General features: G+C 61.2%; 23 protein-coding genes. 8 read left to right on the top strand and 15 right to left on the bottom strand.

Annotated elements, in window-relative coordinates; genetic code table 11:
• Nucleotides 1-3: 3 nt before the first annotated feature.
• From ACM6G4_RS13890 to ACM6G4_RS13870, 5 genes are all read right to left on the bottom strand, one after another.
• Entirely contained in the window at nt 4-738 is a 735-nt protein-coding gene (locus tag ACM6G4_RS13890) for an amino acid ABC transporter ATP-binding protein (RefSeq protein ID WP_056721096.1), read from the bottom strand.
• Complete coding sequence (locus ACM6G4_RS13885; RefSeq protein ID WP_056721094.1) at nt 735-1,406, bottom strand: amino acid ABC transporter permease; 672 nt, start codon at nt 1,404-1,406, stop codon at nt 735-737. Before ACM6G4_RS13885 ends, ACM6G4_RS13890 begins: the two co-directional genes overlap by 4 nt.
• A complete protein-coding gene (locus tag ACM6G4_RS13880; RefSeq protein ID WP_056721091.1) occupies nt 1,406-2,152 on the bottom strand; it encodes an amino acid ABC transporter permease in 747 nt (248 codons plus the stop codon). Before ACM6G4_RS13880 ends, ACM6G4_RS13885 begins: the two co-directional genes overlap by 1 nt.
• A 195-nt stretch (nt 2,153-2,347) precedes the next feature.
• Nucleotides 2,348-3,262 carry a glutamate/aspartate ABC transporter substrate-binding protein gene (locus ACM6G4_RS13875; protein WP_414913901.1) on the bottom strand — a complete coding sequence of 305 codons (915 nt, stop codon included), beginning with the start codon at nt 3,260-3,262 and terminating at the stop codon, nt 2,348-2,350.
• A 277-nt stretch (nt 3,263-3,539) separates the two neighbouring features.
• Nucleotides 3,540-5,168, bottom strand: coding sequence for a glucan biosynthesis protein D (locus tag ACM6G4_RS13870; protein ID WP_056721089.1), 1,629 nt, complete (start codon nt 5,166-5,168; stop codon nt 3,540-3,542).
• 416 nt (nt 5,169-5,584) lie between these two features.
• Here ACM6G4_RS13870 and ACM6G4_RS13865 point away from each other — a divergent pair, with 416 nt between their 5' ends.
• Entirely contained in the window at nt 5,585-5,770 is a 186-nt protein-coding gene (locus ACM6G4_RS13865; RefSeq protein ID WP_046041279.1) for a hypothetical protein, read from the top strand.
• A 37-nt stretch (nt 5,771-5,807) separates the two neighbouring features.
• Here ACM6G4_RS13865 and ACM6G4_RS13860 read toward each other — a convergent pair whose 3' ends face one another.
• The 10 genes from ACM6G4_RS13860 to ACM6G4_RS13815 all read right to left on the bottom strand — a co-directional run bounded on the left by ACM6G4_RS13860 (nt 5,808) and on the right by ACM6G4_RS13815 (nt 16,508).
• The gene (locus tag ACM6G4_RS13860; RefSeq protein ID WP_082562882.1) at nt 5,808-6,098 is read right to left on the bottom strand and encodes a type II toxin-antitoxin system RelE/ParE family toxin; all 291 of its coding nucleotides are present in this window, start codon (nt 6,096-6,098) and stop codon (nt 5,808-5,810) included.
• A complete protein-coding gene (locus ACM6G4_RS13855; RefSeq protein WP_056721085.1) occupies nt 6,076-6,324 on the bottom strand; it encodes a CopG family ribbon-helix-helix protein in 249 nt (82 codons plus the stop codon). Before ACM6G4_RS13855 ends, ACM6G4_RS13860 begins: the two co-directional genes overlap by 23 nt.
• 261 nt (nt 6,325-6,585) lie before the next feature.
• A complete protein-coding gene (locus ACM6G4_RS13850; protein ID WP_414913900.1) occupies nt 6,586-8,070 on the bottom strand; it encodes an APC family permease in 1,485 nt (494 codons plus the stop codon).
• A gap of 229 nt (nt 8,071-8,299) precedes the next feature.
• Nucleotides 8,300-9,724, bottom strand: a complete 1,425-nt coding sequence (locus tag ACM6G4_RS13845; RefSeq protein WP_056721081.1) for a gamma-aminobutyraldehyde dehydrogenase — start codon at nt 9,722-9,724, stop codon at nt 8,300-8,302.
• A 59-nt stretch (nt 9,725-9,783) separates the two neighbouring features.
• Nucleotides 9,784-10,608, bottom strand: a complete 825-nt coding sequence (locus ACM6G4_RS13840; protein WP_414913899.1) for an ABC transporter permease — start codon at nt 10,606-10,608, stop codon at nt 9,784-9,786.
• On the bottom strand, nt 10,598-11,545 hold the full coding sequence (locus tag ACM6G4_RS13835) for an ABC transporter permease (RefSeq protein ID WP_414913898.1): 948 nt from the start codon (nt 11,543-11,545) through the stop codon (nt 10,598-10,600). Before ACM6G4_RS13835 ends, ACM6G4_RS13840 begins: the two co-directional genes overlap by 11 nt.
• A 1-nt stretch (nt 11,546) precedes the next feature.
• Nucleotides 11,547-12,584: an ABC transporter ATP-binding protein gene (locus ACM6G4_RS13830; protein ID WP_414913897.1), complete on the bottom strand. Its 1,038-nt coding sequence runs from the start codon at nt 12,582-12,584 to the stop codon at nt 11,547-11,549.
• Nucleotides 12,585-12,754: 170 nt separating this feature from the next.
• Complete coding sequence (gene ydcS / locus ACM6G4_RS13825; RefSeq protein WP_223542179.1) at nt 12,755-13,906, bottom strand: putative ABC transporter substrate-binding protein YdcS; 1,152 nt, start codon at nt 13,904-13,906, stop codon at nt 12,755-12,757.
• Nucleotides 13,907-13,989: 83 nt separating this feature from the next.
• Nucleotides 13,990-15,447: a gamma-aminobutyraldehyde dehydrogenase gene (locus tag ACM6G4_RS13820; RefSeq protein ID WP_056721067.1), complete on the bottom strand. Its 1,458-nt coding sequence runs from the start codon at nt 15,445-15,447 to the stop codon at nt 13,990-13,992.
• A gap of 146 nt (nt 15,448-15,593) precedes the next feature.
• Entirely contained in the window at nt 15,594-16,508 is a 915-nt protein-coding gene (locus tag ACM6G4_RS13815) for a LysR family transcriptional regulator (protein WP_007975056.1), read from the bottom strand.
• A gap of 191 nt (nt 16,509-16,699) precedes the next feature.
• Between ACM6G4_RS13815 and ACM6G4_RS13810 the strand changes: the two genes are divergently transcribed.
• From ACM6G4_RS13810 to ACM6G4_RS13780, 7 genes are all read left to right on the top strand, one after another.
• Nucleotides 16,700-17,392: a tellurite resistance TerB family protein gene (locus ACM6G4_RS13810; protein ID WP_414913896.1), complete on the top strand. Its 693-nt coding sequence runs from the start codon at nt 16,700-16,702 to the stop codon at nt 17,390-17,392.
• A gap of 268 nt (nt 17,393-17,660) precedes the next feature.
• Nucleotides 17,661-19,283 (top strand): methyl-accepting chemotaxis protein, encoded by a 1,623-nt coding sequence (locus ACM6G4_RS13805; RefSeq protein ID WP_056721061.1) that lies wholly within the window; start codon nt 17,661-17,663, stop codon nt 19,281-19,283.
• Nucleotides 19,283-19,819 (top strand): chemotaxis protein CheW, encoded by a 537-nt coding sequence (locus tag ACM6G4_RS13800; protein WP_414913895.1) that lies wholly within the window; start codon nt 19,283-19,285, stop codon nt 19,817-19,819. The genes ACM6G4_RS13805 and ACM6G4_RS13800 overlap by 1 nt, the downstream gene beginning before the upstream one ends.
• Nucleotides 19,816-21,087, top strand: coding sequence for a CheR family methyltransferase (locus ACM6G4_RS13795; RefSeq protein ID WP_414913894.1), 1,272 nt, complete (start codon nt 19,816-19,818; stop codon nt 21,085-21,087). Before ACM6G4_RS13800 ends, ACM6G4_RS13795 begins: the two co-directional genes overlap by 4 nt.
• Entirely contained in the window at nt 21,084-21,764 is a 681-nt protein-coding gene (locus tag ACM6G4_RS13790) for a chemotaxis protein CheW (protein ID WP_414913893.1), read from the top strand. Before ACM6G4_RS13795 ends, ACM6G4_RS13790 begins: the two co-directional genes overlap by 4 nt.
• Nucleotides 21,761-24,040 carry a hybrid sensor histidine kinase/response regulator gene (locus ACM6G4_RS13785; RefSeq protein ID WP_414913892.1) on the top strand — a complete coding sequence of 760 codons (2,280 nt, stop codon included), beginning with the start codon at nt 21,761-21,763 and terminating at the stop codon, nt 24,038-24,040. The genes ACM6G4_RS13790 and ACM6G4_RS13785 overlap by 4 nt, the downstream gene beginning before the upstream one ends.
• The gene (locus ACM6G4_RS13780) at nt 24,037-25,047 is read left to right on the top strand and encodes a chemotaxis response regulator protein-glutamate methylesterase (protein WP_223542176.1); all 1,011 of its coding nucleotides are present in this window, start codon (nt 24,037-24,039) and stop codon (nt 25,045-25,047) included. Before ACM6G4_RS13785 ends, ACM6G4_RS13780 begins: the two co-directional genes overlap by 4 nt.
• Nucleotides 25,048-25,063 lie beyond the last annotated feature (16 nt).

Genomic DNA, 25,063 nt, shown 5'->3' with positions numbered 1-25,063 from the left:
TTTTTAGTGCTGCAGGATCTTGTTGAGGAAGTGCTGCGTACGCTCGGCGCGGGCGTTGATATCACCGAAGAACTCTTCTTTCTTGCAGTCTTCGATGATCTTGCCGGCGTCCATGAAGATCACCCGGTCCGCGACTTTACGGGCGAAGCCCATTTCGTGGGTCACGCACATCATGGTCATGCCTTCGTGGGCCAGTTGCACCATCACGTCCAGTACTTCGTTGACCATTTCCGGGTCCAGCGCCGAGGTCGGTTCGTCGAACAGCATGACGATCGGGTCCATCGCCAGCGCACGGGCAATCGCCACACGCTGCTGCTGACCGCCGGACAGTTGGCCCGGATGCTTGTGGGCGTGGGCCGAAAGACCGACGCGCTCGAGCAGTTGCAGGCCTTTCTTGGTGGCTTCTTCCTTGCTGCGACCCAGCACCTTGATCTGCGCGATGGTCAGGTTTTCGGTGATGGTCAGGTGCGGGAACAGCTCGAAGTGCTGGAACACCATGCCCACGCGCGAACGCAGTTTCGGCAGGTTGGTCTTCGGGTCGGCGATGGAGGTGCCGTCGACCACGATGTCGCCTTTCTGAAAAGGCTCCAGGGCGTTGACGCATTTGATCAGGGTCGATTTGCCGGAACCGGACGGCCCGCACACCACGATCACTTCGCCTTTTTTGACCTCGGTGCTGCAATCAGTCAGTACCTGGAAGTCCCCATACCACTTGTTGATGCTTTTGATAGAGATCATACGGCGAACCTTTTTTGCAGACGCTTGACCAGCTGCGAGGCGGCAAAGCTGATAGTGAAGTACACGAGACCCGCGAAAATCAGGAACTCATTGGAGCGGCCAATGATGTCGCCACTGGCGCGCGACGCATTGAGGAAGTCCACCAGGCCGACGGCGTAGACCAGCGAGGTGTCCTGAAACAGGATGATGCTCTGTTGCAGCAACAGCGGCGTCATCTTGCGGAACGCTTGCGGCAGGATGATCAGGCGCATCATCTGTCCGTAAGTCATGCCCAGCGCTTGGGCAGCGCCCATCTGGCCCTTGGGAATCGACTGCACACCGGCACGGACGATTTCGCAGAAGTACGCCGCTTCGAACATCATGAAGGCCACGATGCACGAGGCGAACGCGCCGATCGGCGTGTCTTCGCCAGTGATCCAGCGCAGCACGAACGGTACCGCCAGGTAGAACCAGGTGATCACCAGCAGCAAGGGGATCGAGCGGAAATAGTTAACGTACGCGCCGGCGATGTTCGACAGCACTTTGTTGTGGGACAGGCGCATCAGGGCAAGGATGGTGCCGAGGATGATGCCGCCGATCACGCCCATGGCCATCAGCTTGAGGGTCATGATCATGCCGTTCCACAGGCCCGGCAGAGACGGGATGATGCCCGAGAAGTCGAATTCCATCATTTACCCCCTACGGAAATCAGGCCCGGTACGGCGACTTTCTTCTCGACCATACGCATCAGCAACATCAGGCTCATGTTCAGGGTGAAGTAGATCAGCGTTGCCAGGGTGAAGGCTTCGAACAGGTTGGCGGAGAACTCGGCGGTCTGCTTGGTCTGCGCGAGCAGCTCCATCAAACCGATCAGCGAGGCCACGGAGGTGTTCTTGAAGACGTTCAGGAATTCCGAGGTAAGCGGCGGAATGATGATCCGGTAGGCTTGGGGCAGCAGCACGTTCCAGTAGATCTGCGGTAGCTTGAAGCCCATGGCGCGAGCCGCGGATTCCTGGCCCTTTGGCAGTGCCTGGATACCGGTGCGCACCTGTTCGCAAACCCGGGCGGTAGTGAACAGGCCCAGGCACACGACGACGCTGAGGAAGGCCGAGGTGGTCGGGTTCAGATCCTGCTTGTACCACTCTTGCAGGTCGGCCGGCAGCAGGTCGGGTACCAGGAAGTACCAGATGAACAGCTGAACCAGCAGCGGCACGTTACGGAAGAGTTCGACGTAGCAGGTGGCGATGCCCGATACGATGCGGTTCGGCACGGTACGCATGACGCCCAGGATCGAGCCCAGTGTCAGGGCGATGATCCAGGCCGCGATGGCGATGCCGATGGTCCAGGCCAGACCGGACACGTACCAGTCGAAATAAGTCTCGCTGCCCACGCCGGTGGACTTGAAGAACACGCCCCAGTCCCAGTTGTAATTCATTAGGGTCTCCCCTCAGTTCAATCGATGTACAAGTGCCCGCTTGGGGGAAGCTCCGTTCCCGCCTGTCCTTGAGGGACAGGCACACGCTACCGGCTCGACAGCCACCGGTTCGAGTGTTTCCAAAAAAATGCCAGCAGGAAGTGACCACCTCCTGAAAGGGCCAGGGCCCTCTCAGGAGATAAGGTTAGTCAGAAATCAGGACTTCTTGTCGTCAGCCGCTTTATCAGTCGGTTTGGCGATCAGGGCCTTGAGTTCGTCGCTCATCGGGAAGTTCAGGTTCAGGCCTTTTGGCGGGATTGGCTGCATGAACCACTTGTCGTAGATCTTGTTGATCTCGCCCGATGCGTAGGTGGCCTTGATAGCGTCATCCACAGCCTTTTTGAACGGCTCGTCGCCTTTGCGCACCATGCAGCCGTAGATTTCGAAGGACTGTGGAGTGCCGGTCACGGCCCAGTCGCTTGCCTTCTTGGCCTTGGCGGCTTCACCGGCCAGCAGGGCGTCGTCCATCATGAAGGCCACTGCACGGCCGGTTTCCAGCATCTGGAACGACTCGCCATGGTCTTTGGCGGAGATGACGTTCATGCCCATCTGTTTGTCGGCGTTCATCGCCTTGAGGATGCGCTCGGACGTGGTGCCGGCGGTGGTCACGACGTTCTTGCCGGCCAGGTCAGGAAAATCCTTGTACTTGGAGTCTGCCTTGGACAGCAGGCGAGTACCGATTTCGAAGATGCCGACGGAGAAGTCAACTTGTTGCTGACGCTCGACGTTGTTGGTGGTGGAGCCGCACTCCAGGTCCACGGTGCCGTTCTGCACCAGCGGGATACGGGTTTGCGAGGTGACCAGGTTGTACTTGACCTGAAGGTTCGGCATGTCGAGGTCTTTTTTCAGCGCTTCGACGACTTTCAACTGGATGTCGTGGGAGTAGCCGACCGGTTTGCCGGAAGCATCCGCGATATAGGAAAACGGAATGGAAGCGTCGCGATGGCCCAGGGTGATGGTGCCGGACTCTTTGATCTTCTTCAGGGTGCCGGTGAGTTCGGCGGCGAAAACTGGCGTGCTGATCAGAGCGGCAGCAATGGCTGCGCCCAGGATATGGGGAACGATGCGCATCAAATTTTCCTCGACTTTGTTTTTTTTATGGAGCCAGTTCATCGGCCCTTTTGTGCTGCAAAACACCTGAGCGCTATTGAGAGCCGGCGCAAAGGACATTCGTCGAAGAAGTGTAGAGCATGACTCGTGCCAGACCAGTCGAAATTGATCATGGCATTGATTTGTAAGGGAATTAAATATTTTTTGCGTTGAAATTTCAGTGAGATGATCCGGTTAACCGAACTGACTCGCGGGTCGCGTTCGGAAAACCGAATGGTGGCAGGGTGCTACCCGATCATCAGCTGTACTTGCGCTTGTCCGGCGCTGGCGGGAAGTACTGGTACAACCAGGTTTCACTCAGGGTGCGGTCGTTGGTGCGGATGAATAGACGCAGTTCGACAGGTTCGACGCTGTCATTGGTCGGGTACCAGTCAAACAGGATGCGGTAGCCCTTGATGTCGTCGAGCTTCAGTATGCTGAAATCCTTGACCTCGCCGTTCGAGCAGGTAACGACCGGCTCGATACCCGTACCTTCGGGCAAGCGGTCCAGGCCGCCGCCGGTGAAGTCCACGGCAAAGCGCCGCGCCCACACCGGCGGGTAATGCTCGCCTGGCGCCCAGCCTTCGGTGAAGCCGCCCATGCCCGAACGGGTCGCGTTGACCCGTGCCAACGGCGTTCCGACTGGCGGCAATGCGCTCCAGTAGAGCTTGTAGCCGTAGTTCAGCGAATCCCCCGCAGCCACCGGTTTCTTCGGCGTCCAGAAGGCGACGATGTTGTCCATGGTCTCGCCGGTGGTCGGGATCTCCAGCAGATCGACCGAGCCTTCGCCCCATGAGGTGGTTGGTTCGACCCACAGGCTCGGGCGGCGGCTGTACCAGTCGACGGTGTCCTGATAGCTGGCGAACTCGTGGTCGGTCTGTACCAGGCCGAAACCTTTTGGGTCGGTATCGGCGAAGGCATTGAATTGCAGGGTAGCCGGGTTGTTCAACGGGCGGCAGATCCACTCGCCGTTGCCGCGCCACATCGCCAGGCGGTCGGAGTCATGGATTTGCGGGTGAATGGTGTCGCACATGCGACGCTCGTGGGTGCCGCAACTGAACATGCTGGTCATCGGCGCGATGCCCAACTGGTCGATGGCGGTCCGGGCGTTGACATGGGCGTCGATCTCCATCACCACGCGCTCGGCCTGGCAATCGATATCGAAGCGGTAGGCACCGGTGGCGCTCGGCGAGTCGAGCAGGGCGTAGACCACGAAGCGGGTGCTGTCCTTGTTCGGTGTCTCGAACCAGAACTTGGTGAAGTCCGGGAATTCCTCACGTTTTTTGGCGTAGGTATCGATCGCCAGCCCGCGGGCCGACAAGCCGTACTGGCCGGTGGCGTCCACCGCGCGGAAGTAACTGGCGCCGAGGAAAGACACGACATCGTGCTTGTCCAGTTCCGGGGCCTTGAACAACTTGAAGCCGGAGAAGCCCAGGTCGCCCTTGAGCTGTGCGGTGTCGACCGTGGTGTTTTCATAGTTGAACAGCGACGGGCGGAAATGCACCTCGCGGGCCATCCGGGTTTTCGGATCGACGCTGTACATGCGCACCGGCTGCTTGAAGCCCATGCCGACGTGGAAGAACTGCACGTCCAACTGGCCCTTGAGCTCTTTCCACAACGAATGATTGCCGTCGTAGCGGATCGCATTGAAGTTCTGCGGCGTCATGGTCGCCAGGGTCGGCGGCAACTGCTGCTTGGTGTCCTGGTAGCGATTGCTGGCGAGCTGCTTGGCCTGGAGCTTCAGCGCCTCGAAATCGAACACGGTAGCCTCGCCATCAGCGGTGCCACTGCTGGCGGCCCAGGCCTTGGCGGCCAACAGACCCGTGGCGGACAAACCGGTGTAGGCCGCGATGGCCATGGAGGCTTTGAGCAAGTTCCTGCGGTGCATAAATACAACCTGTCGTGAGCAATCCCGCGCCGTTCCTGGCACGTGCTGGATCGGAAATATCGGTTCGGACATGCCTTCGGCCAAACACAACGGACTTTTAAACAGATGCCCGACAGCTTAAACCGTTCGATTGCAGAGCAAAATTGATTGATGGCATTGCGCTGGCTCGGCAATGAAACAAGACATGTCGGGAAACAATTCCGACAGGGGTTTCTGATTTACAGGGCATTTCTGCTTTTTTCGACTAATTACTCTAAAAACCGCTTTTCAGCGCCCGGAATATTTCTATTCTGTGCACATGACCGGTTTATGCCCGAAAGACCGGTGCGGTTCAGTCGGCACGATGCGGCTGCTGAATAGGGGGAGGGCGATGCGGTTTTTTGCAGTTTTCTTTGACGTTTAGAAGGACATCGTCCATGTCGAAAGTACAAGGCATCACCGAAATGTTGGGAATCTTTCCGTGTCTGGCCCTGGGGCGACGAAGACGCCGGCTCAATAGCGAGGAAATGAAACTGGTGGAACGCTATCGGGAGCTGTCGGAGAGCGACAGGATCGCGATGAGGTATCTGGTTGATGCGATGAGGAGTGTTTCGAGGTTTTGAAGCAATGGGGCATCCCGTCCTGGCTGGATGCCCTCATCTACCAATCCTGGGAACGCTCGGATCGCTGATGCAGCACGCGCAGAACTTGTACCTGGCCTTGGGAAAATCGGTAAGGGGCGATAAAGGGAAAACGGCCAAGTACCAACTCTCGGACATCGGGCATGCCTGAAGGCCTGCCCGAGCCGGGAAACTGTTCCAACAGTTCAAAGGATTGCAGCATCGTGGAAATGATTTCGAGAGCGGCTTTTGCGCCAACTACCTTTCGGTAGTGTTCGTGGATGGCATCGAGATCGCTATCGGCTTTTTCAGTCAGTACTACGCTCGGCACGTTTTGCCCACTTAGCCTTCACGGCATCCAGATCGGTGAGTTTCCCTGCGTCGGCATCGGCGATGCCGTCACTGATGGCTTGCAGATGCCAGGACTCGGCTTCCACATATCGAACCAATGCACGCTTGAGATGGTACTGACGATCTCTGTCGGTCGCCGCAGCCAATAAATCCAGCTGCTGTGCCAATTGTTCTTCGACGCGAAAAGACAAAACGGGTGAGGCCATGATGGCTCTCCTAAGGTGTATACGCTGTAAACGACGTAAACACCCTAGGCCGAGCCAGGGTTTTCGTCAACCGCAGGCGTGCATGGGTTGCACGAAACTCTAGTGCGGCGAACACGAACGAGAGAGAGGGATGTGTTGCCAGATGCTAACGCAACGAGATGGGGTTAACCGACTCAACCCCCGTCGGGGTGATATCCATATTCAATCCTTGTTGGTTTTTTAGATCACCCCGGTACCACGACGGCACCGGGGCGAATGCCGTTACCGGCTGACTTTCCAGGCATCCCCAGCAGGCGCCATGCCATGGTCATACGGCTTGGCGAACCACATGTAGAGCAGGCCCAGACCAATCACGATGGCGGTACTCAGCACCATCGCGTAGTTGATGTACCACGCGGCATCCGGGGTGCGTGGCCAGGCCATGTTGATGATGGCGCCGACGCCGTAGACCAGCGCGCCGATGTTCACCGCCCAGCCCCAGGCGCCGAGGGTGAATTTGCCGCTCGGTTTCCAGCCTTTCATGCGGGCGTACAGGGCCGCGAGCACGATCATCTGGAACGCCAGGTAGATGCCGATGGCCGCGAAGCTGACAATGGTGGCGACCGCGTCCTGCAGGAAGAAGCCGAGGATGATGATCAGCGCCGGCAGGACACCGGAGACGAACAGGGCCGCGACAGGAACCTGTGTTGTAGGGGAAATCTTCTTCAGCAGTCGGCTGCCGATGACCATTTCATCACGGGCGTATGAATACAGCAGGCGACTGGCCGCTGCTTGCAGGCTGATGACGCAGGAGATGAAGGAAATCATCACCACGCCCATCACCACTTTCGAACCGATCGGGCCGAAGGCGTTGTTGAGGATGGTGGTGACCGGGTCCTTGTCGGTGCCGTTGATCACCGCTTGCATGTCCGGCACGGCCAGGATCAGCGCCAGGCAGGCGAACATCGCCGCGATGCCGCCGATGTAGATGGTCATGCGCATGGCCACCGGGATTTTCTTGCTTGGGTTCGGGGTTTCTTCGGCCACGTCGCCGCAAGCCTCGAAGCCGTAATACAGGAACATCCCCGCCAGCGACGCGGTGAGGAACGCCGGCAGGTACGAGCCGTCGACGCTGATATCGAAGGTGTTGAACAACACGCTGATGGATTGATGACGCTCGAAGATCAGCAAGTAAACGCCGACGATCACCGCGCCCACCAGCTCGCACAGGAAGCCGAACATGGCAATGCGCGCCAGCACTTTGGTGCCGCTGAGGTTGACCAAAGTGGCGAACAGCGTCAGGAACAGGGCGATGATGATGTTGGTGTTGTTGCTCGGTTCAAAACCCATCATGGCGGCGAGGTACGGACCGGCACCGACCGCAACGGCGGCGATGGTTACGCACAGGGCGATGGAGTAGATCCAGCCGACCATCCACGCCCAGCGTTTGCCCACCAAGCGGCGAGCCCAGGGGTATACGCCACCGGAAATCGGGAACTGCGAAACCACTTCGCCGAAGATCAGGCACACCAGCAGTTGGCCGCAACCGACCAGCAAGTAAGCCCAGAACATCGGTGGCCCGCCTGCGGCCAGGCACAGGCCGAACAGGGTATACACCCCGACCACCGGGGACAGGTAGGTGAAGCCCAGGGCAAAGTTTTCCCACAGGCTCATGCTGCGATTGAAGTTGGAGGTGTAACCGAGTTTGCGCAGTTGCTCGGCATCGCTGTCGGCAAGGGCTGCAGAGAGATCGGGTGATGCACTCATGTGTGATTGCTCCGGAAAATCGGCAGATTTCGGATGTCCGAAACCGTGGCGGGGCCTTGAGGGCGCCGCCCGGATCGGTGGTTATTGTTTTTTTGAGTTGCGGTGAATCCTTGGTGTAAATCGCTGACATCATCCGTGTGTCTGCTGAAAAGATCGCAGCCTGCGGCAGCTCCTACAGGGTGTACGGCGCTCTTTGTAGGAGCAGCCGCAGGCTGCGATCTTTTCGCGGTTAGTGCTTGAACATCACATGCCGCACAACGGTGTAGTCCTCCAGCCCGTACATGGACATGTCCTTGCCATAGCCGGACAGTTTCTGACCGCCGTGGGGCATTTCGCTGACGAGCATGAAGTGCGTGTTGACCCAGGTGCAGCCGTACTGCAGGCGAGCCGACAGGCGATGGGCGCGGCCGACGTCGGCGGTCCACACGGAAGAGGCCAGGCCGTAGTCCGAATCGTTGGCCCAGCCCAGCACCTGCGTTTCATCGCTGAACCTGGTCACCGAGACCACCGGCCCGAACACTTCGCGGCGCACGATTTCGTCGTCCTGCTGCGCATCGGCCAGTACCGTCGGTTCGAAGAAGTAGCCGTTGCCCTCAACCGCCTTGCCGCCAGTGATCAAGCGAATGTGCGGCTGGGCGATGGCGCGTTCGACGAAACCGGTCACGCGGTCGCGGTGTTGCGCGGTGATCAGCGGGCCGAGCTCGGTCGATGGATCATCCTGCAAGCCGTACTTGATACTGCTGACGGCGGCGCCGAGTTTTTCCACGAACTTGTCGTAGATGCCTTCCTGGGCATAGATGCGGCAGGCAGCGGTGCAGTCTTGCCCTGCGTTGTAGAAACCGAAGGTGCGGATGCCTTCGACGGCGGCATCGATGTCGGCGTCGTCGAAGATGATCACCGGGGCCTTGCCGCCCAATTCCATGTGCATGCGCTTGACGCTGTCGGCGGTGCTGGAAATGATGTTCGAGCCGGTGGCAATCGAACCGGTCAACGACACCATGCGCACTTTCGGGTGGGTCACCAGCGGGCTACCGACCGTAGGACCACGGCCGAACACCAGGTTGAGTACACCGGCCGGGAAGATCTCCGACGCGAGCTCGGCCAGGCGCAGGGCAGTCAGCGGGGTTTGTTCCGACGGCTTGAGCACCACAGTATTACCGGCGGCCAAGGCCGGGGCGATTTTCCAGGCGACCATCATCAGCGGGTAGTTCCACGGTGCGATGGAAGCGATCACGCCCACCGGGTCGCGGCGGATCATCGAGGTGTGCCCCGGCAGGTACTCGCCACCGGCTGAACCGCTCATGCAGCGGCTGGCGCCAGCGAAGAAGCGGAACACGTCGGCAATCGCCGGGATCTCGTCGTTCAGCGCAGCGCTGTAAGGCTTGCCGCAGTTGTCCGATTCCAGTTTCGCCAGCTCTTCGCCGTGGGCTTCGATGACATCGGCCAGTTTGAGCAGCAGCAGCGAGCGCTCTTTCGGCGGGGTATGCGACCAGCTGTCGAACGCGGCGTCGGCGGCGCGTACGGCGGCATCGACCTGGGCTTCGCTGGCTTCGTTGATTTCCACCAGTACACGACCCAGGGCCGGGTTGAATACGGGTTGGGCGGGGCCTTCGCCGTTGAGCAATTGGCCGTTGATCAAGAGTTTGGTTTGCATGGCACGTGTCCTCTTCGAAGCAATTATTTTTCTCTGTAGAAACCGTAATGGGGTGTCGGTTACTTGCCTCCACTGCCCGCAACGCTTTCACCACCCCGGGTCAGGTAATAGGCACCAAGAATCGGCAGCATGGTCACGATCATCACCAGCATCGCCACGACGTTGGTCACCGGCACGTCCCGTGGGCGGCTGAGCTGGTTGAGTAGCCACAGCGGCAGGGTGCGTTCATGGCCGGCGGTGAAGGTGGTGACAATGATTTCGTCGAACGACAGGGCAAACGCCAGCATGCCGCCGGCCAGCAGCGCCGAACCAAGGTTCGGCAGGATGATGTAGCGGAAGGTCTGCCAGCCGTCGGCGCCGAGGTCCATCGAGGCCTCGATCAAACTGTGGGAAGTGCGGCGCAAGCGAGCGATGACGTTGTTGTAGACGATCACCACGCAGAAGGTCGCGTGGCCGACGATGATGGTGAACATCCCCGGTTCGATTCCCAGTGTCTTGAAGGTCGCCAGCAACGCGATCCCGGTGATGATCCCCGGCAGGGCGATCGGCAGGATCAGCATCAGCGAGATGCCTTGCTTGCCGAAGAAGTCCCGGCGATACAGCGCGGCCGAAGCCAATGTGCCGAGGACCATGGCGATCAGCGTGGCAATCGAGGCGATCTGCAACGACAGCTTGATCGCTTCCAGTACATCTGGCCGCGAGAACGCCACGCCGATCCACTTCCAAGTGAAACCCTTGGGCGGAAAGCTGAACGCCGCGTCTTCGGTGTTGAAGGCGTACAGGAAGATGATCAGGATCGGGAAGTGCAGGAACACCAGCCCGCCCCAGGCCGCTATGCGTAGCCCGAGGGATGCCTGCCCTTGAGATGAAGAGTCAGAGCGCATCGAAGGCCCCCAGTCGTTTGACGATGGACAGGTAGATGGCGATCAGTACGATCGGCACCAGGGTGAAGGCAGCGGCCATTGGCATGTTGCCGATCGCGCCTTGCTGGGCGTACACCATGCTGCCGACGAAGTAGCCGGGCGGGCCCACCAGTTGCGGCACGATGAAGTCGCCCAGGGTCAGCGAGAAGGTAAAGATCGAACCGGCGGCAATGCCCGGGATCGACAGCGGCAGAATCACTTGCATGAAGGTCTGGCGCGGCTTGGCGCCGAGGTCGGCCGACGCTTGCAGCAACGAAGGCGGCAGGCGTTCCAGCGAGGCCTGGATCGGCAGGATCATGAACGGCAGCCAGATGTAGACGAACACCATGAAGCGCCCCAGGTGCGAGGTCGACAAGGTGCTGCCGCCCACCCCCGGAATCCCCAGAACGAACTGCAGGACCGGTTCCAGCCCCAGATGCTGCACGAACCACTGCGCCACGCCGCCCTTGGCCAGCAGCAGTGTCCAGGCGTAGGCCTTGACGATGTAACTGGCCCACATCGGCATCATCACCGCGATGTAGAAAAACGCCTTGGTCTTGCCGGTGGTGTAGCGCGCCATGTAGTAGGCAATCGGGAACGCGACGATGGCGCTGGCGATCGACACGACGATGGCCATGCTCAGGGTGCGCAGGATGATGTCGAAGTTCGAAGGCTGGAACAGTGCGGTGAAGTTGGCCAGGGTCAGGTCGGGGGTGACCGCCATGGTGAAGTCGTCGAAAGTGTAGAAGCCTTGCCACAGCAGCGTCAGCAACGAGCCCAGGTAGATCGCGCCGAACCACAGCAACGGCGGCACCAGCAGCATCGACAGGTACAGGTTCGGCCGGCGATACAACAGGTTGGAAAACCTGCGCAACGGCGAGCCGCCCGACGAGGATTGTGAAATAGCCAAGGTGCTCATCTCACACCCCGCCTGCAAGGGTGTCGTGCAACTGGACCATGGCTTCCCGCGCCCAGCGTGCGCTCAGACGCTGGCCAGTCTGATGTTGCGCGCTGCTGTCGATCCACTGATTGTTGGCCTGGCTGATGTTCAGGGTCTGGCCGTTTTCCAGTTTCAGTTCGTAGCGGGTGGCGCTGCCCTGGTACTGGATGTCGTGGAGCAAACCGCTGACTTCGATCTCGTGGCTGGCCAGCGGGCCTTCGGCGAAGCGCACGTGTTCCGGGCGAATCGAAAATGGCTGCGGATTGCCACTGAGTTGCTTGGCCAGGTCGCCGCGAATCACGTTGGAGGTACCAACGAATTCCGCCACGAAGGTGGTGGCCGGTTTCATGTACAGGTTGCGCGGGCTATCGACTTGTTCGATGCGGCCCTTGTTGAACACGGCCACGCGATCGGACATCGACAGCGCTTCGGTCTGGTCGTGGGTGACGAAGATGAAGGTGATGCCGAGCTGGCGTTGCAGCTTCTTCAACTCGCCCTGCATTTGCTCGCGCAACTTCAGGTCGAGGGCGCCGAGGGGTTCGTCGAGCAGCAGCACCCGTGGACGGTTGACCAAGGCGCGGGCCAGGGCCACACGCTGGCGCTGACCGCCGGAGAGCTGCGCCGGCTTGCGCTCGCCGTAGCCGCCGAGGGCGACCATCTCCAGGGACTCTTCGGCACGCTTGAGGCGCTCGACCTTGCCGATGCCTTTGACTTTCAAGCCGTAGGCGACGTTGTCGCGCACGTTCATGTGCGGGAACAGCGCGTAATCCTGGAACACGGTGTTCACGTCGCGCTGGTACGGCGGCAGGCCGGCGGCCTCTTCGCCATGAATGCGGATGGAGCCTGCGCTCGGTTGTTCAAAACCGGCGATCAGGCGCAAACAGGTGGTCTTGCCCGAGCCGGACGGCCCCAGCATTGAAAAAAACTCGCCGTCCTGGATGTCGATGGAAACCCGGTCTACGGCTTTCACTTCGCCGAATTGACGGGAGACGTTGGTGAACTGGACTGCAAGCGTCATGGTGCGGTGCTCCCAAAAGGCGCGCTTTCTTTCAACGGAATCGAGTGTGCTGTGAAAAGATCACAGCCTGCGGCAGCTCCTACAGATTTTGCATAGGGCGCCACATTTGCGGTGCATGCGATCGGCGTAGGAGCTGCCGAAGGCTGCGATCTTTTGATCTGGTCAGGGGATCAACGACCGCCCATGATCGCGATGTAATCCTGGGTCCAGCGGCTGTACGGCACGAATTTGCCGCCTTCAGCCTGCGGGGTTTTCCAGAAGGCGATCTTGTCGAACTGGTCGAAACCGTTGGTCTTGCAGCCTTCGGCACCGAGCAACTCACTGCCCTGGCACGCCGCCGGCACCGCTGGCAACGAGCCGAACCAGGCCGCTACGTCACCCTGGACTTTCGGTTGCAGCGACCAGTCCATCCACTTGTAGGCGCAGTTGGGGTGCTTGGCTTCGGCGTGCAACATGGTGGTGTCGGCCCACCCGGTGGCCCCTTCTTTCGGGATGGTCGAGGCGATTGGCTGCTTCTCGTTGATCAGGCCGTTGACCTGATACGGCCAGGCACCGGAGGCGACCACGCCTTCGTTCTTGAAGTCGCTCATTTGCACAGTGGTGTCGTGCCAGTAGCGGTGGATCAGCGGCTGCTGGGCGCGCAGCAGATCGAGCACGGCCTTGTACTGGGCTTCGGTCAGTTCGTAGGGGTTCTGGATACCCAGTTCCGGTTTGGCCGATTTGAGGTACAGCGCCGCGTCGGCGATATAGATCGGGCCGTCATAGGCCTGTACGCGGCCCTTGTTCGGCTTGCCGTCCGGCAGGTTTTGCGCGTTGAACAACACGCCCCAGCTGGTGGGCGCGGACTTGAACACGTTGGTGTTGTACATCAGCACGTTCGGGCCCCACTGGTACGGGGTGCCGTAGGTCTGCTTGTTGACAACGTACCACGGTGCATCTTTGAGGCGCGGGTCGAGATTCTTCCAGTTCGGGATCAACGCGGTGTTGATCGGCTGCACACGCTTGCCGACAATCAGGCGCAGGGACGCGTCGCCGGATGCGGTCACCAGGTCGTAACCGCCCTTGGCCATCAGGCTGACCATTTCATCGGAGGTGGCCGCCGTCTTGACGTTGACCTTGCAGCCGGTCTCCTTCTCGAAACCGGTCACCCAGTCGTAGGCCTTGTCGCTCTCGCCACGTTCGATGTAGCCGGGCCAGGCCACAATATCCAGTTGGCCTTCGCCCGCCCCGACAGCTTTGAGCGGCTCGGCGGCCTGGACACTGGCGCTGGCCAGCAGCGCGGTAGTGATTGCACTGAGCAGTGCGGTCTTGTGCACGAACATGGGAATTCCCTCTTCTTCAAATTATGGTCGGGGCAGTTGTGAACGTGGTGAAGCATGCCGTTGGTGGCTTGTTATTAGCGTAGTCAGAGATGCTCGCCATGGCGGGCCATGATGTGCCGCACCACGCTGTAGTCCTGAAGCGAATCGCTGGACAGGTCTTTGCCGTAGCCCGAACGTTTCAGGCCGCCATGGGGCATTTCGCTGACCAGCATGAAGTGGCTGTTGATCCAGGTGCAGCCGTACTGCAAGCGCGCCGCGACCTGCATGGCCTTGTCGAGGTTTTGGGTCCAGACCGAGGAGGCCAGGCCGTATTCCGAATCGTTGGCCCAGTCCACCGCTTGTTCCAGCTCATCGAAGCGGGTCACGGTGACCACCGGCCCGAACACTTCGCGCTGGACGATCTCGTCACTTTGCTTGCAGCCGGCGAGCAGGGTCGGCTGGTAATAGAAGCCGGCACCGGAGTGCACCGCCGCGCCGGTCACCCGCTCGATGTGCGGCTGGCCCAAGGCACGCTCGACAAAACTGGCCACGCGGTCACGCTGGCGGGTGCTGATCAGCGGGCCGATTTCGTTGTCGGCATCGCGCTTGCCGGCGAAACGCAGGCTGCTGACGGCCGCACCGAGCTCGGCCACCAGGCGGTCATGAATCCCGGCCTGGGCATAAATGCGGCAAGCGGCGGTGCAATCCTGGCCGGCGTTGTAGTAGCCGTAGGTGCGCACGCCTTCGACCACGGCCTGAATGTCGGCATCGTTGCAGACGATCACCGGAGCCTTGCCGCCGAGTTCGAGGTGGGTGCGTTTGAGTGTCTTCGACGCGGCCTGCAGAATCTTCTGGCCGGTGACGATATCGCCCGTCAGCGACACCATGCGGATCTTTGGATGGCTCACCAGATGGCTGCCGACGCCTTCGCCGCCACCGCAAACGATGTTGATCACTCCCCGTGGCAGGATCTCGGCCAGTGCCGGGGCCAGGGCCAGGATCGACAGCGGCGTGTGTTCCGATGGCTTGAACACCAGGGTGTTGCCCGCGGCGAGGGCCGGGGCGATTTTCCACGCGGCCATCATGATCGGGTAGTTCCACGGCGCAATCGACGCCACGACCCCGATAGGATCGCGCCGGACCATGCTGGTGTACCCCGGCAGGTATTCGCCGCTGAGCTGGCCGGTCTGGCAACGCACGGCACCGGCGAAGAAACGGAACACGTCGACCGTGGCACTCAAGTCGTCCTGACGGGCCAGGTGCAGCGGCTTGCCACAGTTCATGGATTCGAGGCGGGCCAACAGGTCGGCGTTTTTTTCGATGGTGTTGGCGATTTCCAGCAGCAGGTTCGAACGCTGCTGCGGCGTGGTCCGTGACCAACCGGCAAAGGCACGGTGGGCGGCGAGGATCGCGGCTTCGACTTGCTCGGTGCTGGCTTCGGCGATCCGGGTCAGGACTTCCCCGGTGGCGGGGTTGAGAATCGGCTCGACGCAGCCTTGACCGGCAACCAATTCACCATCGATCAACAATGCGGTGAACAACGGGGTCTGCGCGCCAGCCATTTTTCGGGTTCTCGTTTTTTGTGTGGCTTGTTGTGTAGACATGGCAGCGCTCCCTGTAACTGGGGCCCGGCCGTCTTTATTAGATGCACAAGACTAGTTCGCGGGCCCGAGGACAACAAATACTAAATACTGAAGGTGGCGTTCGATTAAATAGATGGCTTGCGCCCGCCGTGGGGTTGTTCGCGGGCGACCGTCAGGAACGGGTCCACCAGCGCCGGTCGCGCGGTGCCGCGACGCCAGGCCAGGCCGACATCCAGGGTCTGGCTGAGGTCGGCGATCGGTCGCGCTTCGATGATGTCGCCCTCCAGTGACCACGGGCGATAGGTCATGTCAGGCTGGATCGACACGCCCAAACCGGCGGCCACCAGGCTTCGCACCGCTTCGGTGGAGGCCGTGCGCAGGGTGATGCGCGGTTGCAGGGAGGCGGCCGACCACATGCGTTGGGCGTTACGGTCCATTTCATCGACGTTCAGTTGAATCAATGGCTCGCGGGCCACGTCGGCGAGGTTGATGCTGTCGTGTTCGAGCAGCGGGTGCTGGGCCGGCAGCCATAGCCGGTGCGGCGAGTGGGTCAGGACTTCGGTCTGCAGGGCGTGGCGGTCTTCGAGGTTGGAGAGGATCAACACGCCGACATCGATCTCGCCGCTGACCAGCAAATGCTCGATGTACGGGCGCTCGTCTTCCATCACGCGGATTTCCACGTTGGGGTAGGCGCGCTGGAAACGGGTGAGCAGATCCGCCAGGTAATAACCGGCCACCAGGCTGGTCACGCCGACGATCAGTTGCCCGGCAACCTGGTCGGTGCTCTGTTGCAGGCTGCGCTTGGCGTTATCCACCGTGGCCAGGATCAAGTGCGCCTGACGCAGGAACTGATGCCCCTGGTGGGTCAGGGTCATGCCCTTGGCGTGGCGGCTGAACAGGCTGACGCCGATTTCCTCCTCCAGTTGCTGGATCGCCAGGGTCAGGGTTGACTGGGAAATGAATGCGGTTTGCGCGGCGGCCGAGATCGAGCCGGTCTCGGCCACGGCGATGAAGTGACGGATCTGACGCAAGGTCATCATGGGAAAGCACCCGGTGGGCTGTTTTTATCGATTGGCGAGAGTGTATATCTTTTTTTTTGATAGGCCGTCGCAAGCGGCAATGGGCGCTGAGGCATGCAACATCTGGAAGCACTCTCGCCCATGGGGCGGGGGCACTTTCGTTTTAGGCTGGTGGTCTTGGTTTCAGGTTAAACGTCTTTTGGAGGCGGTAAATGAACACCCGTGGATTGCTCGATCAACTACTCAAGTCCGGCCAGGACCTGTTGCAGAACAAGGCCGGCAGCCCGCAGCAAAAGGGCGCGAGCGGTGGCACCAGCGCCCTCGGCGGTTTGCTCTCCGGTGCGAGTGGCGGGGCATTGGCGGCAGGTGCAATGGGTTTGCTGCTCGGCAGCAAAAAGGCCCGTAAAGTCGGGGGCAAGGTCGCGGTCTACGGTGGTCTCGCCGCGCTGGGCGTGCTGGCTTATAAAGCCTACGGTAACTGGCAGGCGCAGCAGGGCGGTGCAGCCGCTACGGAGCCGCAAACCCTGGACCGCGTACCGGCCGCGCAAGTCGAGCTGCACAGTCAGGCGATTCTCAAGGCGCTGGTGGCCGCGGCCAAGGCTGACGGTCATGTCGATGCACGTGAGCGCGCCTTGATCGAAGGCGAATTCACCCGGCTCGACAGCGACCGGGAACTGCAACACTGGCTGCACGCCGAGCTCAACAAGCCGCTGGACCCGAGCGATGTCGCCCGCGCCGCCCTCTCTCCGGAAATCGCCGCCGAGATGTACATCGCCAGCGTGATGATGGTGGACGAGGAAAACTTCATGGAGAAGGCTTACCTCGACGAGCTGGCGCGGCAGCTCAAGCTGGAGCCGGGGTTGAAGGCCGAGCTGGAAAAGCAGGTTCGCCAGGCCTCCCTGTAAACCTTCAGGCTGCATTCGCGAGCAGGCTTGCTTCCCACATCAAGTCTTCAGTGATCGCAGATTCTGCATACACCAGAGATTGAATATGGGAGCGAGCCTGCTCGCGATGGCGTTTTCAGCCACACCACCGCCCCTTTTCTGCCCAATCACCCTGGTACCCGTCCCGCCTTTTTTTGACGGGATGAGAAGCGCTGCGCATCCGTCTTATAAATGAAACACCGCCCTCGGCTATACTCCCCGCATTTCGAATCGGCCCCGAGGAATGACTGTGAAGAACTGGACGTTACGCCAACGCATTTTGGCGAGCTTTGCGGTAATTATCGCCATCATGTTGTTGATGGTGGTCGTCTCGTACTCCCGGCTGTTGACGATCGAAAACAGCGAGGCCAGCGTGCGTGAGGACGCTCTGCCAGGGTTGTATTACAGTTCGATGATTCGTGGCGCGTGGTCCGACAGTTATGTGCGCATTCAGGCCATTCTCGGCCTGGAGGAGGGGCAGAGTTTCACTGCCGAGGATGCCGCGAACTTCAAGGGCTTCGCTGATCGGTTGAAAGAGCAGATGGACCTCTACCGTGCAACGATGGGCGACGAAGAAGACAGGGTCGATTTCGCAGCGTTCGAAAAACTTCATGACGACTACCACCGGATTCTGGCCGCGGTGATCGAGTTGCATAAACGCAACCAGAGCGCCGCGGCCGTCAACATGTTCAACAGTGAACTGACCCCGACCTGGGCAGCGGGTCGAATGAAGGTCAATGACATCCTGCGTCATAACAAGACCGTGGCGGACACAGAAATCGCGGCCATTGATGATGCGGTGGTCACCGCCAAAGTCATCATGGGCATTTCCCTGGTGATCGCGGTGCTGGCCGCCGGTCTCTGCGGCCTGTTGCTGATGCGCGCCATCATGGCGCCGATGAACCGCATCGTGAAAATCCTCGAAATCATGCGCACTGGCGACCTCAGCAGCCGTCTGAACCTGGAGCGCAAGGACGAGTTCGGCGCGGTAGAGACCGGGTTCAACGACATGATGACCGAGCTCACTTCTCTGGTGTCCCAGGCCCAGCGTTCGTCGGTGCAGGTGACCACCTCGGTGACCGAGATCGCCGCGACGTCCAAGCAGCAACAAGCCACAGCCACCGAAACCGCCGCCACCACCACGGAAATCGGCGCGACCTCCCGTGAGATCGCGGCCACTTCCCGGGATCTGGTGCGCACCATGACCGAGGTCTCCACCGCCGCCGACCAGGCTTCCGTGGCTGCCGGTTCCGGTCAGCAAGGTCTGGCGCGCATGGAAGAAACCATGCACTCGGTGATGGGCGCGGCCGATCTGGTCAACGCCAAGCTGGCGATCCTCAACGAGAAGGCCGGCAACATCAATCAGGTGGTGGTGACCATCGTCAAGGTCGCCGACCAGACCAACCTGCTGTCGCTCAACGCCGCCATCGAGGCCGAGAAGGCCGGGGAATACGGACGCGGCTTTGCCGTGGTCGCCACCGAAGTGCGGCGCCTGGCGGACCAGACGGCCGTGGCCACCTACGACATCGAGCAAATGGTGCGCGAGATCCAGTCGGCGGTATCGGCCGGGGTCATGGGCATGGACAAGTTTTCCGAGGAAGTGCGTCGTGGCATGTCCGAGGTGCAGCAGGTCGGCGAGCAGTTGTCGCAGATCATCCATCAGGTCCAGGCGCTGGCGCCGCGGGTGCTGATGGTCAATGAGGGCATGCAGGCCCAGGCCACCGGTGCCGAGCAGATCAACCACGCGCTGGTGCAGTTGGGTGATGCCAGCAGTCAGACCGTCGAGTCTCTGCGCCAGGCCAGTTTCGCCATCGATGAGCTGAGCCAGGTGGCCGTCGGGCTGCGCAGCGGCGTTTCGCGATTCAAAGTCTGATGAGCGAAATCACGGCCAAACGCTCTGCCGTGAAGCAGGCGCTGCATGCCTTGTTTCTGGTGTTTCGCATCGGCAACGAGCGCTATGCCTTGAAGGCTGTCGAAGTGGCTGAAGTGCTGCCGCGCCTGCCGTTAAAGCCAATTCCCCATGCTCCCGGCTGGGTCGCCGGGGTATTCGCCTATCGGGGCGCGGTGGTGCCGGTGATCGACTTGAGCGCACTGACCTTTGGCACGCCTGCACAGGCCCGTACCAGCACGCGACTGGTGCTGGTCAACTATCGCCCGGACGAAACCGCCGAGACGCAGCTGCTCGGGCTGATCCTCGAACAGGCGACCGACACCCTGCGCTGCGATCCGGCGGATTTTCAGCCCTACGGCCTGGACAATCGCCAGACGCCTTACCTCGGGCCGGTGCGCAAGGACGAGCAGGGCTTGTTGCAATGGGTTCGGGTCGGCGATCTGCTGGACGATCAGGTACGCGCCTTGTTGTTCCCCTCGCCGCCAATGGATCCGGCACTGCTGCAGGAGCGGCCATGAACAGCGACCAGCGTTTTTTCGACTTCCTCAAGGAAACCATCGGGCTCGACGTGACCTCGGTAGGGCCGGCGATCATCGAGCGAGCGGTGCGCCAGCGCAGCATCGTTGCGCAAGCCGTGTCGGCCGATGAATATTGGCGCACCCTGCTGGGCTCGCGGGACGAGCAGCAGGCGTTGATCGAAGCGGTGATCGTTCCGGAAACCTGGTTCTTTCGCTACCCGGAGTCCTTCGTCACCCTGGCTAAACTCGCGAGCAAGCGTCTGGCCAAGATCAACAACCTGCGTGCATTGCGGATTCTCAGCCTGCCGTGCTCCACCGGCGAAGAACCGTACTCGATCGCCATGGCGTTGCTCGATGCCGGGCTCAAACCGCACCAGTTCAAGGTCGACGGCCTGGACGTCAGCCCGTTGTCAGTGGAAAAAGCCCGGCGTGCGTTGTACGGCAAGAATTCCTTCCGGGGTGACGACATTGCGTTTCGCGATCGCCATTTCATCGCCGAAGGCGAGAGCTATCGCCTCGATCAGCGGGTGCTCGAGCAGGTGCGCCTGCGGGTCGGCAACCTGCTGGACCCGGCCTTGCTGGCCGGTGAGCCGCCCTTCGATTTCGTGTTTTGTCGCAACCTGCTGATCTATTTCGACCAGCCGACCCAGAAGCAAGTCTTCGAAGTGCTCAAGTGCCTGACCCACGTTGACGGCGTGCTGTTTATCGGACCGGCCGAAGGCAGTCTGCTGGGGCGTTTGGGGATGCGCTCGATCGGGATCCCGCAGTCCTTTGCGTTCAGTCGACAGGGGACTGCGGACCCTGATCCCTTGCCGGTATTCGTTCCTGCACCGCTGCCAGTGCCGCAACCGTTGCGCAATCCACCGCCTGCGCCAGTGCGCAGCCGTCCGTTTGCCCAGGTTGCGCCGCCGCGGCTGGCGCCTGCCAACTCTGGCTCCGACACTGCCGCGCTGCTGGCCAATATCGCCGTGCTGGCCGATGAAGGCAAAAGCGCCGAGGCGCGAGCAGCGTGTGAAAGCTACTTGCGCAGTCATGAGCCGGTGGCCCAGGTCTTTTACTGGCTGGGACTGCTCAGCGATGTGGCCGGCAATACCCTGGAAGCCCAGGGTTTCTATCGCAAGGCGTTGTACCTCGAACCGCAACATCCTGAAGCGTTGATGCACCTGGCCGGGTTGCTGCAGGCCCAGGGCGACGCGATGGGAGCCAGACGATTGCAGGAGCGTGCCGCCCGCAGCGCACGCGCCGCCGACAGTGAGCGTAAACGATGATCGCCTCCGACACCTTTAGCGTCACCCGGGATGCCCAGGCCATCGATGACTGCTGGAACCGCATCGGTATCCACGGCGACAAGTCCTGCCCGCTGCTCAGCGAGCATATTCATTGCCGCAATTGTGCGGTGTATTCGGCGGCCGCTACACGCTTGCTCGATCGTTATGCATTGCTGCAGGAAGATCGCGGGACTGTGTCCGTCGCGGTTGAGAGCGAGGTAAAAACCCGCTCGCTGTTGATGTTCCGTCTGGGTGAGGAGTGGCTGGGGCTTGCGACCCGTAGTCTGGTCGAGGTGGCGCCGCTGCAAGCGATTCACTCTTTGCCGCATCAACGTTCCCGGGCCTTGCTTGGCGTGGCGAATGTGCGAGGCGCGCTGGTCGCCTGCCTGTCGCTGGTGGAGCTGCTGGGGCTCGACGGCGCCAGCAGCGTGGCCACCGGTGCGCGGGTCATGCCGCGCATGCTGATCATCGCCGCCGATGGTGGACCGGTGGTGGTGCCGGTGGACGAAGTCGACGGGATTCACGCCATCGACGAGCGCACCCTCGATGCCGCATCGCGCTCGGGTACCCAGGCCAGCGCCAAATACACCCGTGGCGTATTGCAATTCAAAGGTCGCAGCCTGCGCTGGCTGGATGAAGAACAGCTGCTGTCCGCCGTGACCCGGAGCCTTACATGACCCCCGAGCAAATGCGCGACGCCTCTTTGCTGGAGCTGTTCAGCCTGGAGGCCGAAGCCCAGACCCAGGTCTTGAGCGCCGGCCTGCTGGCGCTTGAGCGCGATCCGACCCAGGCCGATCAACTTGAATCGTGCATGCGTGCGGCGCACTCGCTCAAGGGCGCGGCGCGGATCGTCGGTGTCGACGCCGGGGTCAGCGTCTCCCATGTGATGGAAGATTGCCTGGTCAGCGCCCAGGAAGGCCGCCTGTTGCTGCGCCCCGAGCACATCGATGCGTTGCTGCAAGGCACCGATTTGCTGATGCGCATCGCCACGCCGAACAACAACCCGGAGGCTGCGGACATCGAGGCCTACGTGGCGTTGATGGCGCGGTTGCTGGACCCGGCGGCTCCGCGGGTTGCGCCTGCCGCGCCGGTGATGGCCGAACTTCAGCTTGAACCACCCGCGCCCAGGATCGAGCCGCCGACGCCTGCCGTCGAAGCGTCATCGGCGCCGGCTCCGCGCAAGACCAAACGCACCACTGAAAACGGCGAACGTGTGCTGCGTGTCACCGCCGAGCGCCTGAACAGCCTGCTCGATCTGTCGAGCAAATCCCTGGTGGAAACCCTGCGGCTCAAACCGCATCTGGCGACCATGCAGCGACTCAAACGCATGCAGAGCAACAGCCTGCGCGCACTGGAGAATCTCAATGTGCATCTCAAGGACCACGCCTTGAGCCTGGAGGCCCGGGAAGCCCTTGAGGATGCGCGGCGTTTGCTCGCGCAATCACAGCAACTGCTCATGGAAAAGAATGCCGAACTCGACGAGTTCGCCTGGCATGCCAGCCAGCGGGCGCAGGTGTTGTACGACACGGCGCTGGCTTGTCGCATGCGGCCGTTCGCCGATGTGTTGACCGGGCAGGTGCGGATGGTCCGGGATCTGGGGCGCGACCTGGGCAAGCAGGTGCGCCTGGAAATTGAAGGCGAAAAGACTCAGGTCGATCGCGACGTACTGGAAAAGCTTGAAGCGCCGCTGACTCACCTGTTGCGCAACGCCGTCGATCACGGCATCGAAACCCCGGAGCAGCGATTGCTGGCGGGCAAGCCGGCTGAAGGTTTGATTCGCCTGCGCGCCTCTCATCAGGCCGGTTTGCTGGTGCTTGAATTGAGCGATGACGGCAACGGCGTGGATCTGGAAAAGGTCCGTCGCAGTATCGTTGAGCGAAATCTGTCGCCCGTGGAAACCGCCGCGCAGTTGAGCGAAGAGGAGTTGCTGACGTTCCTGTTCCTGCCCGGGTTCAGTCTGCGGGACACGGTCACCGAAGTGTCCGGTCGCGGCGTCGGCCTGGATGCGGTGCAGCACATGGTCCGGCAGTTGCGCGGTGCGGTGGTGCTGGAGCAGACGGCGGGCGAGGGCAGTCGTTTCCACCTTGAGGTGCCGCTGACCCTGTCGGTGGTGCGCAGCCTGGTGGTGGAAGTCGGCGACGAAGCCTATGCCTTCCCGCTGGCGCACATTGAGCGCATGTGCGACCTGGAGTCGGCGGATATCGTGCAGGTCGAAGGTCGCCAGCATTTCTGGCACGAAGGCCGGCATGTCGGCCTGGTGGCGGCCAGTCAGTTGTTGCAACGCCCGGCCAGCCAGAACAGCGGGCAAACCCTGAAAGTCGTGGTGATTCGCGAGCGTGATGCGATCTACGGCGTGGCCGTGGAGCGGTTTATCGGTGAGCGGACCTTGGTGGTGCTGCCGCTGGATGAGCGTCTGGGCAAGGTGCAGGACATCTCCGCCGGGGCCTTGCTCGATGACGGTTCGGTGGTGCTGATCGTCGATGTCGAAGACATGCTGCGTTCAGTGGAGAAGCTGCTCAACACCGGTCGCCTGGAGCGCATTGCCCGTCACAGCAATCAGGTGGTCGAGGCGGCCCGCAAACGAATTCTGGTGGTGGATGATTCCCTGACCGTGCGAGAGTTGCAGCGCAAGCTGTTGCTCAATCGCGGCTACGACGTGGCGGTTGCGGTGGACGGCATGGATGGCTGGAACGCGCTGCGTTCGGAGGATTTCGATCTGCTGATCACCGACATTGATATGCCGCGCATGGACGGTATCGAACTGGTCACGCTGTTGCGTCGGGACAATCGCCTGCAATCGCTGCCGGTGATGGTGGTGTCCTACAAGGATCGTGAAGAAGACCGGCGCCGTGGACTGGATGCCGGGGCCGACTATTATCTAGCCAAGGCCAGTTTTCATGATGACGCCTTGCTCGATGCAGTGGTCGAGCTCATTGGAGGAGCGCGGGCATGAGGATCGCAATCGTCAACGACATGCCCATGGCGGTGGAGGCCCTGCGCCGCGCCCTGGCATTCGAGCCGGCCCACGAGGTGGTCTGGGTCGCCGGCAATGGCGCCGAAGCGGTGCGCCAGTGCGCGCTGGACACCCCGGACCTGATTCTGATGGACCTGATCATGCCGGTGATGGACGGTGTCGAGGCCACGCGGCGGATCATGGCCGAGACCCCCTGTGCCATTGTCATCGTCACAGTGGATCGCCAGCAGAACGTGCACCGGGTGTTCGAGGCCATGGGCCACGGTGCGCTGGACGTAGTCGATACTCCGGCGGTCGGTGCCGGCAATGCCCAGGAAGCGGCCGCGCCGTTGTTGCGCAAGATCTTGAATATTAGCTGGCTGATCGGCGACAAGGGCAATCGCCCGCGCCTGACGACGGCGCCATTGCACCGCTCGGGCTCACGCCAAAGCCTGATCGCCATTGGCTCATCCGCTGGCGGGCCGGCAGCGCTGGAGGTCTTGCTCAAGGGGCTGCCGCGTGATTTCTCTCCGGCGATCGTGCTCGTGCAGCATGTTGACCAGGTGTTTGCCGCCGGCATGGCTGAATGGCTCGGCAGCGCCAGCGGCCTCGACGTGCGCCTGGCCCAGGAAGGCGAGCCGCCGCAAAGCGGCACGGTACTGTTGGCCGGCACCAATCACCATATTCGTTTGCTGAAAAACGGCACGCTGGCCTACACCGCCGAACCGGTCAACGAGATCTACCGGCCATCCATCGATGTGTTCTTCGAGAGCGTGGCCAGTTACTGGAATGGCGATGCCGTGGGGGTTTTGCTCACCGGCATGGGGCGTGATGGCGCCCAAGGGCTTAAACTCATGCGCCAACAGGGCTACCTGACCATCGCACAAGACCAGGGCAGCAGTGCGGTGTACGGCATGCCGAAGGCGGCCGCCGCCATCGACGCTGCCGTGGAGATTCGCCCGCTGGACAAGATAGCGCCACGATTGCTGGAGATTTTCGCCAAATGAGCACCTTTTCCCTCAT

Origin of the sequence: Pseudomonas sp. IT-P258 (genome assembly GCF_949767825.1) — a bacterium.
Lineage (GTDB): Bacteria > Pseudomonadota > Gammaproteobacteria > Pseudomonadales > Pseudomonadaceae > Aquipseudomonas > Aquipseudomonas monachiensis.
Note: the sequence above shows the minus strand (reverse complement) of the source record. Positions and strands in the feature narration are given on the sequence as shown.